Annotated in this window: 11 protein-coding genes and 1 pseudogene; 5 read left to right on the top strand and 7 right to left on the bottom strand. The window is 72.6% G+C overall.

The features are described from left to right. The first annotated feature begins 19 nt into the window (after nucleotides 1-19). The 5 genes and pseudogenes from E1212_RS06250 to E1212_RS06230 form a co-directional block, all read left to right on the top strand. Nucleotides 20-1,618, top strand: a complete 1,599-nt coding sequence (locus tag E1212_RS06250) for an ABC transporter substrate-binding protein (RefSeq protein WP_131980435.1) — start codon at nucleotides 20-22, stop codon at nucleotides 1,616-1,618. Continuing rightward, a complete protein-coding gene (locus E1212_RS06245) occupies nucleotides 1,615-2,778 on the top strand; it encodes a dipeptidase (protein WP_131980433.1) in 1,164 nt (387 codons plus the stop codon). Before E1212_RS06250 ends, E1212_RS06245 begins: the two co-directional genes overlap by 4 nt. A 22-nt stretch (nucleotides 2,779-2,800) precedes the next feature. Beyond that, on the top strand, nucleotides 2,801-4,222 hold the full coding sequence (locus tag E1212_RS06240) for a serine hydrolase domain-containing protein (protein WP_131980431.1): 1,422 nt from the start codon (nucleotides 2,801-2,803) through the stop codon (nucleotides 4,220-4,222). 15 nt (nucleotides 4,223-4,237) lie between these two features. Beyond that, on the top strand, nucleotides 4,238-5,650 hold the full coding sequence (locus tag E1212_RS06235; protein ID WP_131980429.1) for a serine hydrolase domain-containing protein: 1,413 nt from the start codon (nucleotides 4,238-4,240) through the stop codon (nucleotides 5,648-5,650). Further along, a pseudogene (locus E1212_RS06230) lies at nucleotides 5,635-7,020 on the top strand (serine hydrolase domain-containing protein); the annotation flags it as partial. The gene E1212_RS06235 and the pseudogene E1212_RS06230, both read left to right, overlap by 16 nt. A 3-nt stretch (nucleotides 7,021-7,023) precedes the next feature. Here the strand turns inward: E1212_RS06230 and E1212_RS06225 are convergent. The 7 genes from E1212_RS06225 to E1212_RS06195 all read right to left on the bottom strand — a co-directional run bounded on the left by E1212_RS06225 (nucleotide 7,024) and on the right by E1212_RS06195 (nucleotide 17,732). Beyond that, entirely contained in the window at nucleotides 7,024-8,727 is a 1,704-nt protein-coding gene (locus E1212_RS06225; protein WP_131980425.1) for a DUF885 domain-containing protein, read from the bottom strand. A 1-nt stretch (nucleotide 8,728) separates the two neighbouring features. Beyond that, complete coding sequence (locus E1212_RS06220; protein WP_131980423.1) at nucleotides 8,729-10,330, bottom strand: ABC transporter substrate-binding protein; 1,602 nt, start codon at nucleotides 10,328-10,330, stop codon at nucleotides 8,729-8,731. A 9-nt stretch (nucleotides 10,331-10,339) separates the two neighbouring features. Beyond that, a complete protein-coding gene (locus tag E1212_RS06215; RefSeq protein ID WP_131980421.1) occupies nucleotides 10,340-11,689 on the bottom strand; it encodes an amidohydrolase family protein in 1,350 nt (449 codons plus the stop codon). 139 nt (nucleotides 11,690-11,828) lie between these two features. Further along, entirely contained in the window at nucleotides 11,829-13,772 is a 1,944-nt protein-coding gene (locus tag E1212_RS06210) for a S9 family peptidase (protein ID WP_131980419.1), read from the bottom strand. A gap of 8 nt (nucleotides 13,773-13,780) precedes the next feature. After that, complete coding sequence (locus E1212_RS06205) at nucleotides 13,781-15,304, bottom strand: ABC transporter substrate-binding protein (RefSeq protein WP_131980417.1); 1,524 nt, start codon at nucleotides 15,302-15,304, stop codon at nucleotides 13,781-13,783. Between the two features lie 57 nt (nucleotides 15,305-15,361). Further along, on the bottom strand, nucleotides 15,362-15,943 hold the full coding sequence (locus E1212_RS06200) for a TetR/AcrR family transcriptional regulator (RefSeq protein ID WP_131980415.1): 582 nt from the start codon (nucleotides 15,941-15,943) through the stop codon (nucleotides 15,362-15,364). Nucleotides 15,944-16,085: 142 nt separating this feature from the next. Next, nucleotides 16,086-17,732, bottom strand: coding sequence for a PucR family transcriptional regulator (locus E1212_RS06195; RefSeq protein WP_131980413.1), 1,647 nt, complete (start codon nucleotides 17,730-17,732; stop codon nucleotides 16,086-16,088). Between the last annotated feature and the right edge of the window lie 50 nt (nucleotides 17,733-17,782).

Genomic DNA, 17,782 nt, shown 5'->3' with positions numbered 1-17,782 from the left:
ATGAGTGAGGAGACCTCTCATGCGTAGAACGTTCGCACTGCTCGTCGTCACCGGTTGCCTCGTCACCGGCTGCGGCGCGTCGTCGGACTCGCCCGCGAGCCAGGACGACGAGGTCCGCTACGCCGTCGACGGCACCTTCACCCGGTCGACGCCCGCCGACCCGGTGTCCTTCGACCCGTACCACTCCCCCGGCGCGCTCGGCTACGACGACCTTCTCTACGACCCGCTGGTCAACCTGACCCCGGACGGCGAGTTCGTCTCCGGTCTGGCCGAGGAGTGGACGGTCGACGCGACGACGGCGACCTTCACCCTGCGCGACGACGTGACGTGCTCCGACGGCTCGCCGCTCACGGCGTCGCAGGTGGCAGCGGACATCGCCTACGTCAGCGACCCCGCCAACGGCGCGGTCCTCTATGGCCTGCACACGCCGACCGTCCCGGTCACCGCGACCGGCGACGACGCCGCGCGCATGGTGACCGTGACGGCCGAGCAGCCGTTCGGCTTCCTGCTCGAGACCGTCGGGGTGCTGCCGATCGTCTGCGCCAAGGGCATGCAGGACCGGACCATGCTGCAGGCCGGCTCCGACGGCACCGGGCCGTTCGTCCTCACCGACGTGGTCGCCGGGCAGACCTTCACCTTCACCCGCCGCGACGACTACGCGTGGGGCCCCGACGGCGTCGGCACCGACGAGCCGGGCACCCCGAAGACCGTCGTCGTCCGCGTCGTCCCCGACGAGACGACGGCAGCCAACCTGCTGCTGTCGGGCGAGCTGAACTTCGCCCAGATCACCGGCGACGACCACCGGCGGCTGGACGCCGAGGGCCTGGACAAGGACCAGGGCCACTCCGGCGTGGCGCTGTGGTTCAACCAGCGCGACGGCCGCGTGACGCAGGACGAGGACGTCCGGCGCGCGCTCGCCCAGGCCCTCGACCTCGACGAGCTCGTCCCCGTCGCCACCGGCGGGACCGGCACGGCGGCGACCGGCCTGGTCGCGCTCGACCCGAACGTGTGCGACGGCGACACCGTGTCCGGCCAGCTGCCCGAGTTCGACGTCGCCGCCGCGGAGGCGCTGCTCGACGAGGCCGGCTGGGTGCGCGGCCCGGACGGCATGCGGGCGAAGGACGGCACGCCGCTCACGATCGACCTGCACGCGATCCCCACGACCAACCGGTACGACCAGCCGACGGCCGAGCTGGTGGCCGACCGGTGGGAGCAGCTCGGCGTGACCGTGGACCTCAACCTGGACGGGCCCAACGGCTACACCGAGGTCGCACTCGGCGCCGCCGGCAACTGGGACGTCTTCGTGCTCGGCTACGGCTTCTACCTGCCCAGCCAGTGGATCCCATACGCCTCCGGCCCGGTCCCGCCCGACGGCGTCAACGTCTCCGGTATCCAGAACGAGGACTACCTGTCGCTGGTGGCGCAGGCGCAGACGCTGACCGCGCCGGAGTCGTGCACCTTCTGGAACCAGGCCGAGCAGGCGCTGTTCCGCGACGTCAACACGCTGCCGATCGCCTTCCGGCCCTCCTTCTACTACCTGCGCGGTGCCGAGGCGGAGGTGTCCGGGTTCTCGTTCCCGATCCCGACCAGCATCCGCGTCCTCGAGGAGACGTCATGACGGAGCAGACGTACGGCACGTTCGACTTCGGCCTCACCGCCGAGCAGGAGGCCCGCGCCGCCCGGCTGCACCGTGACAGCGTCATCGTCGACATGACCTACCAGGGCCCGTTCTCGCCCGACGTCTGGACCGACGACCTGGTCAAGGAGTACGAGGCGGCCGCGGCCGCCGCGCCCGGGCAGGCGGCGAGTGTGGCCTTCGACTTCCTCGTCGGCAAGGCGATGCGCGGCGAGTTTCCCGAGTACCGCGAGTTGTTCGACGCCTCCGGCGCCACCGCCGGGCTCACCGGCTGCACGCTCTCGGACCGGGCGGCCATCCTGGAGGCGGCGGCGTCGCTGACGGCGACGACGCGCACGCTGCCCTGGCTGCGGGCGGTGCGGCGGGCCGACGACATCCGCGCGGCGCACGCCGACGGTGAGCACGCGCTGTGGGGCATGTGCCAGTTCAACCGCCTACGCCTCGGCGACCTGGACCTCGTCGACGCCGCACACGAGCTCGGCGTGCTGCACACCGCCGACTGCGCCTACAACACGATGACCTTCGTCGGCACCGGCTGCACCGAGCGGTACGACGCCGGGCTGAGCCATTTCGGCCTGGAGTTCGTCCGGCGCTGCAACCGGGTCGGCGTCATCGTCGACACCGCACACAGCGGACGGCAGACCACGCTGGACGCCTGCGCCGCGTCGGAGCAGCCGGTGCTCGCGACGCACACCTGCGCCGAGGCCCTGTACCGGCACGACCGCGCGAAGAGCGACGACGAGCTCCGGGCCATCGCCGCGACCGGCGGCGTCATCGGTGTCGTGACGGTGCCGGCGTTCCTCGCCCCGCCCGGCCACCCGCGGCCGACCATCGAGCTGACGCTCGACCACATCGACCACATCGTCGCGCTGGTCGGCTGGGAGCACGCCGGCATCGGCACCGACTGGCCGCTGGGCTACTCGCACGATCTTCAGCAGCGCTTCATCGTGCCACTGCTCAACGCCAACGGGTTCCGGCCCGAGCACCACATCGACGTCACCGCCACCCTGGAGGGGTTCCGCGACTACCGCGACCTGGTCAACATCACCCGCGGCCTGGTCGCGCGCGGCTACACCGACGAGCAGATCGCCGGCATCCTCGGCGAGAACTTCCTCCGGGTCCTCGAGACCGTCAACGGCTGATCTGAGAGAGGAAGGCACGCCCATGTCCGATCTCGGCACCCTGCGCGACCGACTCACCCACGTCCTCGAGACCCGCTCCGCCGAGCTGAAGGTGGCCGGCGCCGTCGTCGCGGTGTCCGTCGGGGGCGAGCGGGTCGCCGTCGCCCACGGCAGCGCCAATCTCAACACCGGCCAGCCGTTCACCACCGACACCGGCTTCCTGCTGGGCTCGGTGACGAAGGTCCTGGTGACGACCGCCCTGCTGCGGCTCGTGGAGCGGGGCGCGGTCGACCTCGACGCTCCGGCGCGGCGATACGTCCCCGAGTTCACGCTGGCCGACCCGGACGCGGCCGCCGCGGTCACCGTGCGCATGCTGGTCAACCACACCAACGGCATCGACAGCGACGGCCTGTGCCCGACCCCGGTCCGCGGCCGCGACGCCAGCCGCTCCTACACCGAGCACCTGCCGCGCATGGGCGTCCTGTTCGAGCCGGGCACGTACCTCCACTACACCAACCCCGGCTTCGTGCTGGCCGGGCGGATCCTCGAGGAGCAGACCGGGCTGCCGTTCGAGCTGGCCATCGAGCGTGAGCTGTTCGAGCCGTGCGGCATGGCCGACGCGACGGGCGTGCAGACCCAGGCGTTCCTGCGCCGCACCGCCATCGGCGCGTACACCGACCCGGAGACCGGCGCGCTGCGCGCCACCCCGCGCTTCACCCTCGGCGAGTCGCTGGCCGGCGGCGGCTCCACGCTGATCGTCACCGTCGACGACCTCATGGCGTTCGGCCGCATGCACCTCTCCGGCGGGATCGCTCCGAACGGCGCCCGAGTGCTGTCGACGGAGTGGGTCGACGCGATGCGGACCCCGACGTTCGACCTCGGCCTGCCGCAGGGCCCGCCGATGGGGCTGGGCTGGTGGCTGTTCCCCGTCGCCGGCACGACGGCACCGTGGCACGGTGGCGGCTCGCCCAACGGCGTCTCCAGCTTCGGCATCCTGCCCGAGCACGACGCCGTCATCGCCAGCTTCGCCACCGGTGGCGGCCGCGCGGTGATGAACGACCTGCTGCACGTCGCGGCGGTCGAGGAGCTCACCGGCCGCTCCGTCACCGCGCCGATCGACGTCACGCCCACGCCGGCCCACGACGCCGTCGCCGGCGAGTACCGGGCGTTCCAGACCCGCATCGTGGCCGAGAAGGACGGCGACGCGCTGGTCCTCACCCGCCACAGCGAGCCCTACGACGAGGACCACGCGGCGCAGAGCCTCGCCTACGCGACCGGTATGACCGATCCGGTGCCGCTGCCCTACCGCGGCGTCGCGCCCGGGCAGTACGCGCCCGCCGACGCCGACGAGTCGGCCCTGGGCGGCTTCTACGGGCGCATGGGCCTGGTCGCCGCCGTGCCCGCCGACGGCGCCCGCCGGGCCGGCCTGCACACCGGATTCCGCTACTACCCGAAGACCGCCTGAGAGAGGACGAGAACGATGTCGCTGAGCCCGAGCGAGCTGCAGAAGGAAGTCGACCGGATCGTCGAGAAGCACGGCGTGCCCGGCATGGTGGTGGCCACCTGGCAGGGCGGCGTACGGGCGACCGCGGCCGCCGGCGTGGCCAACCTCAACACCGGCCAGCCGTTCGCCGCGGACACCGGCTACCTCACCGGGTCGATCACCAAGGTCTGGCTGTCCACCTTGCTCATGACGTTCGTCGAGGAGGGCACGCTGGACCTCGACCTGCCACTGGTCGCGTACGCCCCGGAGGTCCAGTTCGGCGCCGACGTCGAGGTGGCCAAGACGCTGACGGTGCGCCACCTGATGAACCACTCCAACGGCGTCGACACCAGCGACCTGTTCGTCGACTCCCGCGAGTACCCGGACGGCGTCGAGGACTACCTGCCGCGGATCGCGGCGGCGCCGAAGCTCACCGAGCCCGGCGTGGTGTCGTCGTACAACAACATCGGCTGGATCGTCGCCGAGATCGTGCTGCGCCGGCTGAGCGGCCGCACGTTCCACGAGCTGCTCCAGGAGCGGGTGATCGAGCCGCTCGGTCTGCGCCGCACGGTGTTCTCGCCGCGCGAGGCGATCCTGCACCGGACCGCGATCGGCAGCTTCCCGGCGGCGGCGGGCCGGCACGAGCCGACGCCGCAGTTCATGTACCCGAGCGCGTGGGCCGCGCCGGGCACCACCATCGTCACCACCGTGGATGACACGCTGACGTTCCTGCGCATGCACCTGGCCGACGGGCTGGTGCCGGACGGTGGCGGCGACGCGCGGGTGCTGAGCGCGGCGTCGGCGCAGGCGATGCGGACGCCCACCAGCGCCGACCCGACCGGGCCGGCCAGCGGGTTCGGCCTGGGCTGGATGTACAACGAGCAGGACGGCCGGCGCGTCTTCTCCCACGGCGGCGGCTCCCCCGGCGGCTGCGCCTACGCCCTCGTCTCCCCCGACGACGACCTCGCGCTGGCCGCGTTCGTGAACAGCATCGCCGGCATGCCGCCGCTCGCCGACCTGGTCGACGCCGTCCTGCCGGCCGGTCCGTCGCCGCTGGCCCCGCCGGTCATCGGCGCCGTGCGCACGGACGTCGACCTCGCCCCGTTCCTCGGCAGGTACCAGCGGGTGACACAGCGGGTCGAGATCGTCCCCTCACCCGACGGCGACGGCGTCCTCGTGCGCCTCGTCCCGCTGCCCGACGACCTCGTCGGGGCGACCTTCCCCACCATGACCGACGTCAAGGAGTTCCGTGCCGTACCCACGGCGGAGGACACGCTGGTGTCACACGGCCCGGCGTTCGCCGGCAGCGCCACCGCCCTGCACTTCTCCGAGCCCGGCCCGGACGGCTACGAGCTGGTCTACCTGGGCAAGCGCCTGGCCCGCCGCACCGGCGAGGCGGCCGCACGATGACCATGGACGCCGCCCGGCTGCGGGCCTGGCTGACCGAGCTGATCGGACGCTTCGACGTGCCGGGCGCCACGCTGGGCGTGCTGCGGGACGGGCAGATCGTCGACGTCGCCGCCGGTGTGCTCAGCCGGGCCACCCTGGTCCCGGCCACCCCGGACTCGGTGTTCCAGATAGGCTCCATCACCAAGGTCTGGACCGCCACACTGATCATGCAGCTGGTCGACGAGGGGCGGCTCGCGCTCGACACCCCGGTGGTCGACGTCCTGCCCGGCTTCGCCGTCGCCGACCCTGGAGTCACCCGCACGGTCACCGTCCGGCACCTGCTCACCCACACCAGCGGCATCGACGGCGACGTGTTCGTCGACACCGGCCGCGGCGACGACGCCGTCGAGCGCTACGTCGAGCGGCTGGCCGACGTTGCGCAGACGCACCCTCTGGACGCCACGTTCTCCTACTGCAACTCCGGCTTCTCCGTCGCCGGACGGATCGTCGAGGTGCTCACCGGGCTGACGTGGGACGCCGCGATCCGTGAGCGCATCGCGGCACCGCTGGGGCTGATGGCCACCGTCACGCTGCCCGAGGACGCCATCCTGCACCGTGCCGCCGTCGGCCACCTCGGGGAGCCGGGCCGTTCCCTGGCGCCGACCACAGTGTGGGCGCTGCCCCGCAGCGGGGGTCCGGCCGGACGGATCACGGCGCGCGTGCACGACGTGCTGGCCTTCGCCCGGATGCACCTGGCCGGCGGAGCCGCCCCGGACGGCACCCGGCTGCTCTCGACGGCGTCCGCGGCGGCGATGACCGAGCACCAGGTCGACGTCCCCGACCCGGCCGCCATCGGCGACTCGTGGGGGCTGGGCTGGATCCGCTTCGACTGGGACGGCCACCGCCTCGTCGGCCACGACGGCGGCACCGTCGGCCAGCGCGCCTACCTGCGGGTGCTGCCGGAGCGGGACGTCGCCGTGTGCCTGCTCACCAACGGCGGCGACACCGCAGGCATGTACCGCGAGCTGTTCGCCGAACTGGCGGACGTCACCATGCCGGCGCCGTTCGCCCCGCCCGCCGACCCGCCTGCGGTCGACCTGCGGCCGTACGTCGGCCGGTACTCCCGTGCCGGCTTCGACACCGACGTCTTCGCGCGCGACGGATCCCTGGCGATGCGGGTGACGGTCAACGGCCTGCTCGGCGACCTGCTCCCCGAGCTGAGCCGCGAGCACCTGCTGGTGCCGGTGGCCGAGGGCCATTTCGCCACCCGGCCGGAGGGGGCCACGCAGTGGGAGCCGGTGTTCTTCTACACCCTCGCCGACGGCTCCCGGTACCTCCACCACGGCGTCCGCGCGAACCCCCGCGTGGAGGCAGGCGCCGAGCCCCGCTGAGCCTCACACGGCGCTGGTCTCGGCGACCGATGCGATCCAGCGGTCGATGATGCCGTCGAGGACGTCGAGGGGGACGGAGCCGCTGGCCAGCACCTCGTGGTGGAAGTCGCGGACGTCGAACCGCTCGCCCAGCCTGCGCTCGGACTCGGCGCGCAGCTCGCCGATGCGCAACCGGCCGATCAGGTAGGCCAGGGCCTGGCCGGGCCAGGCGATGTACCGGTCGATCTCGTTGACGACGTTGCTCGGCGAGGTCGCGGAGTTGTCGCGCAGGAACGCGACCGCCCGCGACCGGGACCAGCCCAGGTGGTGCATGCCGGTGTCGACCACCAGCCGGCAGGCCCGCCAGGCCTCGAACGACAGCATCCCCATGCGCATGAGGTCGCTGGTGTAGAGGCCCATCTCGTCGGCGAGCCGCTCGGTGTAGAGGCCCCACCCCTCGGAGTGCGCCGCCACGTAGCCGAACCGGCGGAAGTCCGGGATGCCCGTCAGTGTCTGGCCGAGCGCGAGCTGCAGGTGGTGCCCGGGGACGCTCTCGTGGAAGGCCAGCGCCTCATACTCGTGCCGGGGGCGGGTGCCGGGCAGCAGCGTGTTGACCACGTGCGCGCCCGGGCGGGAGCCGTCGGCCGCGGGCGGCCGGTAGTACGCGAGCGTCGCGCCCTCGGCCTCGACCGGGTGCATCTCCTCGACGTCGCACGGCGCGAGGTCGTACGGACGGAACCAGCGCGGCGCCTCCGCCATCGCCCGGTCCAGCGCCGACCGGACGCAGCTCAGGATCTCCTCCGCCGCGCGGAACCGCAGCGACGGGTCGTCGCGCAGGCGGCCCAGCACGGCGGCGACGTCGGCGCTCCCGAACGCGCGAGCGCCCAGCTCGGCCAGCTCCGTATGGACCGCCGCCAGCCGCTCCATGCCGATCTCGTGGATCACTGCCGGCGTCAGGTCCGTCGTCGTGTGCGCGCGGACGAGCGCCAGGTAGGCGTCCTCACCGCCGGGGACGTGCCGCAGCCCGACCCTGGCGTCGCCGCGGCCCACCGCCAGCAGCTCGTCGGCGAGGGCGTCGCGGAAGCGCACCAGCGCCGGGCGCACCATGCGCGCCACCATCTCCCGCGCCCGGTCGGCGACCTCGCCGCCGGCCACGCCGGCCGGGCGCGCCAGCGGGTCGTCGTCCAGGCTCAGCTCGAGATAGGCGTCGACCTGCCCGACGGCCTGCCGCACTCCGAGGGCCGTCGGGACCCGGCCGGACGCCGCCGCCTCCAGGTACCGCTCGACCAGCGTGTCGAAGTAGCCGGCCAGGCCGCCGAGACGGTGCAGGTAGGCATCGACGGCCACGCCGTCGGCGAGCCGGACGGCCGGCACCGTCGAGAGCACGAGCGACTGCGCCCCCGCGATGCTGCCGGTCACCGCCACCTCGAACGCGTCGGCGCCGAGGCCGGCGGCCAGGACGGCGCGACCGTCGCGGAGCAGGCGGCCGAGCATCGCGTGCGTGACCCGTTCCTGCTCGTCCAGGCCCGCCGGGTCGATGCCGGCCAGCCGCTCGGCCAGCGCGGCCAGCTGGTCCATCCGCCGCTGGTCGGCCTCACGGCTCGGGTCGGGCACCTCGCCGTCGTACCCGGCGACGCCGAACGCCGTCGCCGTGAGCGGGTCGGCCCGCATCTGCAGGTCGAAGTACTCGTCGGCGAGCGCGGTCAGCGGGTCGTCCAGGGCGGCCATGTCACCCCAACATCCGGATCGTCGTCGGGATCGGCGTGTCGTACCTGGTCATCTCCACCTCCGCGCCGTTGAGGTACCAGTACTCGATCTTGTCGGCGATCGGCACGACGTCGACCTCGCGCAGGATCGCCTGCTCGGCCTGATCCCAGTACATGCACGCCTCCGGCGGAGTCAGCGCGACCGCTTGGGCGGCGAGCCGATCGTACTCGGCGTTGTGCAGGTGCCCGACGTTGTTGCCGTTGGGCGGGGTGGTACCGGACAGATACGGCACCATCTGGCTGGGCAGGTTGAAGCTGTACCCGCCGAGATAGACGTCCCAGTTGCTGGTCTCGTAGAGCGTCGTCGTGGCGGCCGCGACCGCCTCGGCGCGGATGTTCGCCTGCACGCCGATGGCGTGCCACTTCTCCGCCAGCAGCTCGGCCGTGGGCTTGTCGAGCGGGTAGAACCCGGTGATGTAGGTGATCTCCACCGTGAGCGGGGTGCCGTCCTTGACGCGGATCCCGTCGGACCCGAGGACCCAGCCGGCCTCGTCCAGCAGCTCGTCGGCCGCCTCGACGTCGTGCTCCGGCAGCGGGCCCTCGATGGTGTTGTCCGGGCAGCCCTTGGGGTCCAGCGCGGTGAAGCTGGTGGCGGCGGTCCCGGTCCCGCCGGTGTTGACCCGGATCAGCTCTTCCAGGTCCAGCGCGTGCACCAGGGCACGGCGCACGGCCGGCTCCGCGGTCGGCCGGCTGTCGAGGTGGTTGAACGAGAGCCAGACGCCGGGCACCTTCCACTCGGCGGTCGGCAGGTCCTGCGCCTGGAGCCGCTGCTGGTCCTGGCCGGTGACGCGGGCGACGTTCACCTCACCCGAGAGCAGCAGGTTCGCCGCCGTCGTCTCGTTCTCGACGATCCGGATCACGACGGTGTCCGGCGTGCCCGGGGCGTCGGTGCCGGCCCCGTCCGGACCCCACGCGTAGCCCTCCCGCTTGGTGAAGGTGTAGCTCTGGCCCGGCACGACGGCGCTGAGCACGAACGGCCCGGTCCCGGCCGACGACGTCGCCAGCTGGTCCGGGTCGTCCATGCCGGCCGCGCACACGATGGGCAGCTGGCCGATCGTGTGCAGCAGGAACCCGAACGGCTCGCCCGCCTCGACCTCGACGGTGCGGGCGGCGTCGTCGGCGGTCGCGGTGACCGGCACGGCCGGCGTGTTCACGCCGTACTGCGGCGACTGGTTCGCCGGATCGCTGGCGAACGTGATGCCCGCGGCGACCTGGCCGGCCGTCATCGGCGTGCCGTCGGAGCAGGTGACGTCGTCGCGCAGCGTGAACGTCGCCCGCTGCGCGTCGACCGTCCAATCCTCGGCGAGGTTGGACACGAACTCGCCGTCGAGACGCTGGTACACCAGCGAGTCGTAGGCCAGCTGCGAGAGCCCGAGGATCTGGCGGGTGCGGTACGGATCGAAGCCGCCGGGATCGGCGTTGCGGACCATGGTGAACGTACCGCCGTCGGCGTAGCTCACCGAACCGCCGGAATCGCCGGTGGACGACGATGGCCCCGACGACGCGCCGCAGCCGGCGGCGGCGACCAGGCTCACCGCGGCCAGTGGGAGGAGCAGCCAGCGCATGGGGGTCTCCTAAGCAGCAGTGGTGCTGGGCTCGATGAGGACGGGGCGCAGCGGGAGGGCGTCGCGGTCGACGACGGCGCCGTCCTTGATCACGTCGACGATGCGGGTGTAGTTCTGCACGTCGGCCAGCGGGTCGGCCTCGAGGATCACCAGGTCGGCACGCTTGCCCGGTTCGAGGGTGCCGACCTCGTCGGCGACGTGGTAGGCCTCGGCGATGTAGCGGGTGGCCGACAACAGCGCCTCCATCGGCGCCATGCCGCGCTCGAGCGCGCCCTGGAGCCAGTACACGTGCGACTCGCCCAGCTGGGTCGGGGTGTCCGGGCTCTTCAGCAGCTTGGACAGCAGCGGGTGGTCGAGTACGCGCGGCCCCCAGGCGAACGCGTCGGTGGTGAGCAGCAGCCGTGCCCCGGCCTCGATGAGCCGGCGGTCGTTCTCGTCCTTCTTCTCGTGGACGATGCTCAGGATCTCGCCGCCGTTCTCCTTCACCCACGCCTGGTAGCGCTCGGTGCAGACCAGTGCCGCGACCGGGAGCACGCGGTCGACGATCGTCTTGAGCGTCTCCTCCGGCATCGCCTCGCGCCCGGTCACGTCGCCGTGCTGGAGCAGGTCGGCGCCGGCCTCGATCTCCATCCGCAGGCTCTCCACCGTCGTCGTGTGCGCTTGGACGGTGATGCCGGCCCGGTGCCCCTCCTCGACGATGGCCCGCTGCGTCGGCTCGGAGAACGTGATGAACTGCATCTCCTTGTGCCCGCTGCCGGCGTACTTGATGAAGTCGACGCCGGAGCGCTCGATGTAGTCGCGGACCCGCATCCGGACCTGCTCAGGCGTCAGCCACAGCAGGTCGTCGCCGACGCCCTCCTCCCACTGCCGGTTGATGCGATCGACGGTCTCCTTCGCCAGCACGTCGCCGGGAGAGAAGAAGTCCGGCGACAGCGGGCCGCCGAGCCCGATGATGTTCCCACCGGCGTAGATGCGGCTGCCGACGGTCTCGCCGCGGTTGATCGCGTCGCGTACCGTCATCGTCGGCCGCAACGGACCCCACGTGTCGAACACCGTCGTGACACCGGCGCGCAACGTGACCTGTGCCGCCTCCTCGACGAACTCGGCATACCGGCCGGCGTACTCGATCAGCACGTCGGGGACGGTCCCGGCGAACAGGTGCACATTGGCGTCCATCAGCCCGGGGATCACGTACCGTCCGGCGGCGTCGATCACCTCGGCCTGCTCCGGGACGACGGTGTCCGCCGCTGGCGACACCGACCGAACGCGGTCGTTCTCGATGAGGACGACGGCGTCGGGGACCGGCTTCCCGCCGGTGCCGTCGATGACCGTCGCGCCCACAATGGCCTTGAGACTCATGTGATCCTCTCCCCTGTCGCCCGGACGTACGCCGGCCCTGGGCCGGTGCACTCGATGGTGTCGGCCGGGCGCCGGGAAGTCCTCGTCAGGCAGAGGGAACCGGCGGCTCGGCCGTGCGTGCCACCGACGAACGCGGCCGTCAGGCGAGATACCGGGTGAACCAGTCGACCAGCGCCTCGTTCTGCGCGACCCTCGCCGCCACCGGCCCGTCCCAGGCGCCGAGGTGGGAGCAGTGCGGCAGCCTGAGCATCGCGGTGGGCACGCCTCGGCGCCGCAGTTCGTGGTAGTACTGCTCGGACTCGCTCGGCGGGCAGCGCAGGTCGTTCTCGCCGACGACGAACAGCAGCGGCGTCGTGCACGCCGCCGCGTAGGTCAGCGGCGACTGTTCCGCATAGCGCTGCGGCAGCTCGCTGGGCGCACCGCCCATCTCCTCGGCGACGAACCAGTTCCAGTCGTTGGTGCCGTAGCTGGTCGTCCAGCTGGTCACCGGATTCTCCGCGACCGCGGCCTTGAACCGGCCGGACGTGCCGGCCAGCCAGCAGGTCGCGAAGCCGCCGTGGGAGTACCCGCAGACGCCGAGCCGGTCCGGATCGGCGATGCCGGCGCGGATCGCCTCGTCGACCGCCGCATGGTGGTCCAGCGCACCGGCCGGCCCCCACTCGCCACGGATCAGTTCCGAGAACTCGGCGCCGTAGCCGTGCGAGCCGCGGAAGTTGTGCGCGACGACGGCGAACCCGGCGCCTGCCAGCAGCTGGAAGTCGATCATGTAGGTGCTGCCGAACGCGCCGTACGGACCGCCGTGGATGTAGAGGACGGTGGGCCATGGACCGTCACCGGGTGGCGTCAGCGCCCACACGTCGGTCTGCACGCCGTCGGCGGCCGTCGCCGTGAGGTGCCGCACGTCCGGAGTCACCAGACGGGTGACGAGGTCGTCGTTGTCGCTGGTGATCCGGGTGGCGCCGAGCATGAGCTCCGGCGGCCGGACGAACGACGTGGCGGCGTACAGCACCGCGCCGTCGCCGGAGACGTCCAGGAGGTAGCCCGAGCCTCCGGGTGAGGTGAGCGGCACGACGGACTCCGGGCCGCCCAGCGCCACCCGGACCACGAGGACGTCGCCGCCGGCCTGGCCGGAGAGGTAGGCGTCGTCGCCGCGGATCCGGATCCGCGGCGCGGAGAGGTCCGCCCACACCGGAAGATCGGCCTGGACCCGCACCCCGATGCCGGCCGCGACCCCCGCCGTCCGGCACTCGATCGCACCCGTCGCGACGTCGAGCGTCCACAGATCGAGCCGCTGCGTGAGGAAGTAGCCCTCTGGGCAACCCACGAACGCGATGCGCCGCCCGTCCGGGCACCATTCCGCCGCGAAGACGCCGCCCCAGCCGCCGGCCAGGGTCCGGGCCACGCCGTCGTCGACGGACACCACCCGCAGCTCGGGCAGGCCGGTCCAGACCCGGTCCGGCGGGAACGAGGCGAGGTAGCACAGCCACCTCCCGTCCGGCGACCAGCGAGGATCGCCGTCCATGCAGCGCTCGTGGGTGAGCCGGCGCACCGCGGCGTCCGCGACGTCGACCACGTAGAGATCGGTGACGACGTCGTCCAGGTGGCCCAGGCCGTCGAAACGGTACGGTGAGCGCTCGACCCGGTACGGCAGCCGGCCGGGACGCTCGGCCGGGCCGGCCGCGAACGCGATCGACCGCGCGTCCGGCGACCAGGCCGGCCGCCCCGACACCCCCTGCGGCAGGGCGGTCAGCGGCCGGGCCGGCCCGCCGTCGAGCGGCACCAGGTAGAGCTGGTCGCGGCCGTCGACCGCCGCCAGTACGGCGAGGAACCGCCCGTCCGGCGACGCCGCGGCGTAGCGCGGATCGACCAGCTCAGGGGCGACCTGGCGGCGGTCTGAGCCGTCCCGGCCGAACAGCCAGAGGCTGCGGACCTCCTCCAGGTCGCGGGTCGTCCGCACCAGGCAGTAGAAGCCGAGGTCCTGGCCCGGCACGAGCCCCGCGTCGTTGACCAGCGCCAGGTCCAGGGCGTCGACCGGCGTCATCCCGGCGAGGTCCGCGGCCGGCCGCCCGAGTGTGATGTCCATGCGGCCGCTCACTCCACCCGGATCGACGTCGGCACGATCAGCCCGCCCTGCGTGCCGATCACCTCGAAGGAGGCGCCGTTGGCGAAGATCGGCACCTCGACGTCGGCGAGCGGGACCACGGATGCGGCGTCGTACAGCGCCAGCTCCGCCTCGTTCCACGCGGCACAGGTGTCGCCGGAGCCCATCGACTCGGCGAAGGCGTCCATCGTGGCGTTGTCGACGCCGGCGAAGTTGGAGCCGTCCGGCGGTTCGGCGCCGGAGACGTAGGGCAGCAGCTGCGTGGGGATCTGGACATCGGTCTTGCCCCAGAAGATGTCCCAGTCCCCGGTCTCGAACAGCGTCGGGCCCAGCTGCGCGTCGGTGACCGGCTTGAGCGTCGTGGCGATCCCGGCGTCACCGAGGCCGGCGGCCACCAGCTCGATGGCGGCCTTCACATCCGATCCGAGCGAGGTCGGGTACATGAGCGTCACCGCGAGCGGGCGGCCGGCCAGGACGGCTTCGGCGGCCGCGGGGTCGTGGCCGGGCAGCGCGGCGGACGGGTCGACGCCGCCGCAGACCAGCGGCTCGGACAGCAGGCCCTGCGACGTCACGCCCGTCCCTCGGGTCGCCACTCGGGCCGCCTCGTCGAGGTCCATGCTCTGCAGGACGGCGACCCGCAGCGCCTCGTCCTCGAAGAGCCGGCCGGCCCTCTGGTTGAACCAGACCTGCCCCACGGGCTCGCGGAAGGCGATCGGCGTCAGGCCGGCCGCGTTCAGCCGCTCCCGGTCCGGCCCGCGGATCTCCGCGGCGTCGACCTCGCCGTCGAGCAGGAGGTTCGCCGTCGTCGACTCGTTCTCGACGATGCGCACCACCAGCGACTCCGGGAGCGGGCCGCCGGGCTCGCCGTCCGGGCCCCACGCGTAGCCGTCCCTGCGGGTGAGGCGGTACTCGCTGCCGGGCACGGCCTCACTGATGGTGTAAGGACCGGTGCCGTCGGCGCCACGGACGAGCGTCGTGCGATCGCCCAGGCCACCGGGACACACGATGCCGAGGCCTGACAGCTGCGCGAGCAGGAACTCCGACGGAGCCGACGTCGACACCGTCAGCGTGTGCGCATCGTCGGCGGACACCACGGCGTCGGCCGGGACCCGGATCCCCCGCACCGCCGACTCGTTCGCCGGGTCGAGGACGTAGTCGAGGTTGTCCTTGACGATCGCCGCGGTCATCGGCGTGCCGTCACTGCAGGTGACGTCGTCGCGCAGGGTGAACGTGACCGCCGAGCCGGACTCCGTCCACGTCTGCGCGATCCCGGGGAGGACGGCGCCGTCGGCCGCCACGTTGACCAGCGGGTCGTAGAGCAGCCTGGACGTCTGGATGACCAGACCGACCGAGCTGGCCGGTCCGTGCGGATCGAGGTTCTGTGTGTCGTCGGTGACGGCGAGAACGAACGCCCCGCCGTCGCTCGCCGCCTGGTCGGCGGTGCTGCCGCAGGCCGCAACCAGGGCGATCGGCAAGCCGGCGCACACCGCTGGGATCGCGCGCGCGAGCATCATCGTTGGCTCCTCACCACGTAGGGGATCGAACCGGGTCGAGCGACGTTCTGAGCGAGATCAGCCGGTGAGCCGGGCCAGCAGCGCGGTCATCAGGTCCGCGCGGTCGTCGGTCTGCTCGATGACCTCGAACAGGGCCAGCCCGTTCGAGGCCGCCCGGACCAGCTCGGCGAACTCCTTGGCCGGCAGCGAGCTGCTGCTGGCCAGCGGCTGCATGGCCACCTCGAACTCGTGCGAGAAGTGGCGGAACTGCGTGCGCAGCGTCGACCTGAGCTCCGGGTCGCGCATGGACGACGCCAGGAACTCGTGGTACGCGATGAACCACCGCAGGTACATCGGGTCCTCGATCTGGCCCTTGACGAGCGCGACGACGGCGTGCTCGGCGTCGTCGGCGGCGGCCGCGGCGCGCCACAGCTCGATCTGGGCCTGGTGCCGCCGTTCGAGCACCGCGAGGAACAGGCCGGCCTTGTCGCGGAAGCTGGAGTAGATCGCGCCGGTCGTGTATCCCGCCCGGGACGCCAGCCACTCCACCGAGGCTCCGTGGAACCCCCGCTCCAGGAACCCCGTCTCGGCGGACGTGAGCACCTGTTCCCGCGTCGCCGCCCGCCGCCGGCCCTTGCTCCTCGCCAGATCTGTGCCCATCGGTGCCCGCCGTTCGATAGCGTCGTTATCGCGATAATGACGTTATCTGATAATGGCGTTATCGAGCCGGCCCGTCAAGAGGTCTTCGGGCCGAAGCGCGTACCTCACCGGGCGTTCTCCCGCTCTACCACCGGTGCATGCCTCAGACGTCGAGGAGGCGGAGCTGCAGCATCGCGGTGAACCGCTGGTCACCGTCGTCGAGATTCAGGCCACCGACCTCGGTGAGCCGGCGCAGGCGGTAACGGAACGTGCTCGGGTGCACGTGCACGGCGGTCGCCGCGGCGTTGACGTCGCCGAAGGCGTCGAGCCAGGCGCGCAGACTCAGCGCCAGGTGCGAGTGGTGCTCCGCGTCGTACTCGATGAGCCGGCGGATCGGCCCGTCGGGTAGCCCGATGTCCATGGCGACGAGGTCGGACAGCTCCAGCAACAGCGCCGCCGCGTAGACGTCGGAGATGCGCACGACCGGCCCGGCGGCACGGCCGGACCGGACGACGCGCAGGGCGCGGTCGGCGTCGAGACGCGACTGGGCGAGGTCGGCGACGGTGCGCACCGTCCGGCCGATGCCGATGCCGAAGGCGATCCGCTCGCCGGTCCGCTGGAGGAACGCGTGGGCGATGCGGACGGCGCGATCCTCGCCGTCCTCGGCGTCGGCGGGAACGGGGAGGATGCCGTACACGACACCGCGGACCAGGCCACAGGCCGAGCCCGGATGGACGGTGGCCAGGTGCAGGGCGAACGCGTCGGAGCTGCGCTGCAGGTCCGCCTCGGCGCGGGCGGCCGGCACGGGCGGGTCCGCGGGCAGGGTGCACAGCGCCAGGACGACGGCCGGGCCCGCGGCGAGGTCCAGCTGGCGGGCCGCCTCACCCGCGCTCGCACCGCCACCGAGCACCGTCGCGACCAGGTCGGTGCGCAGCCGGCGGTGTACGTCGGCGCCGGCTCGCTGCCGCAGCATGTGCAGCGCCACCAGCGCGGCGGCCTCGGTGAACGCCGTCCGCCGTTGGTCGGTCAGCGCCTCCGTCACCGCCCACATCGAGCCGAGCACCTCGTCGCCCGCGCGGATCGCGACCGCGATGCGCGGGAGCACGTCGGGCATCTCGACCCGGATCGGCTCCGCGCTGCGGTAGATGGCGGTGAACACGCCGCGCTCCTCGAGCATGGTCCGGAACCGCGCCGGGCAGCGCCGGCCGAGGATGGTCTCGAACCGCAGCGGGTCCAGGTCGTCCTGGCCGCTGGAGAACGCGATGAGCCGCGAGTCGAGGTCCTCGATGGTGATGGGCGCGTCGACCAGCGCGCTGACGGCGTTGGCCAGGGTGAACAGGTCGCCGGCCGGCATCTCGATGACGGAGTCGGCACGGCCGCCGCCGACCTCGGTCTCGGCGAGGACCGAACGCAGCAGCGCCGCCACCTGCGTCCACGACGCCCCGCGCGCCAGCGCCAGCAGGGCGACGCCGGAGACGTCGGAGGCCATCCGGATGGTCTCGTCGATCACCAGCGGCGTGCGGACGATGAGCCCGACGGCGTCGGCCTTGCCCAGCTGCAGCAGTAGCGCCGCCACCTGGTGCGGCTCGTGCACGCCGACCCCGAGGACCAGCGACGCGGGCGGCAGCGGCGAGTCGTCGTGCGGGTCGTGGATGCCCACCCCGCCGACCGACGAGGACAGCCTGCCCTCCCCCACGACGAGGTTGAGCAGCGTCGTCCCGAGCTCGTCGAGCACCCGGGCCAGACTGGTGAGCGATCGGTCGGGACTCGGGCCGCCGGGCTCGGCGGCGCGCGCGACGCCAGTGGTCACGGCGGGATCACCTCCCACTCGAGCGGTTGATCTATCGCAACGGAGCGATA

It is taken from the genome of Jiangella ureilytica (assembly GCF_004348545.1).
Lineage (GTDB): Bacteria > Actinomycetota > Actinomycetes > Jiangellales > Jiangellaceae > Jiangella > Jiangella ureilytica.
This window is presented reverse-complemented; position numbering and strand designations above follow the sequence as displayed.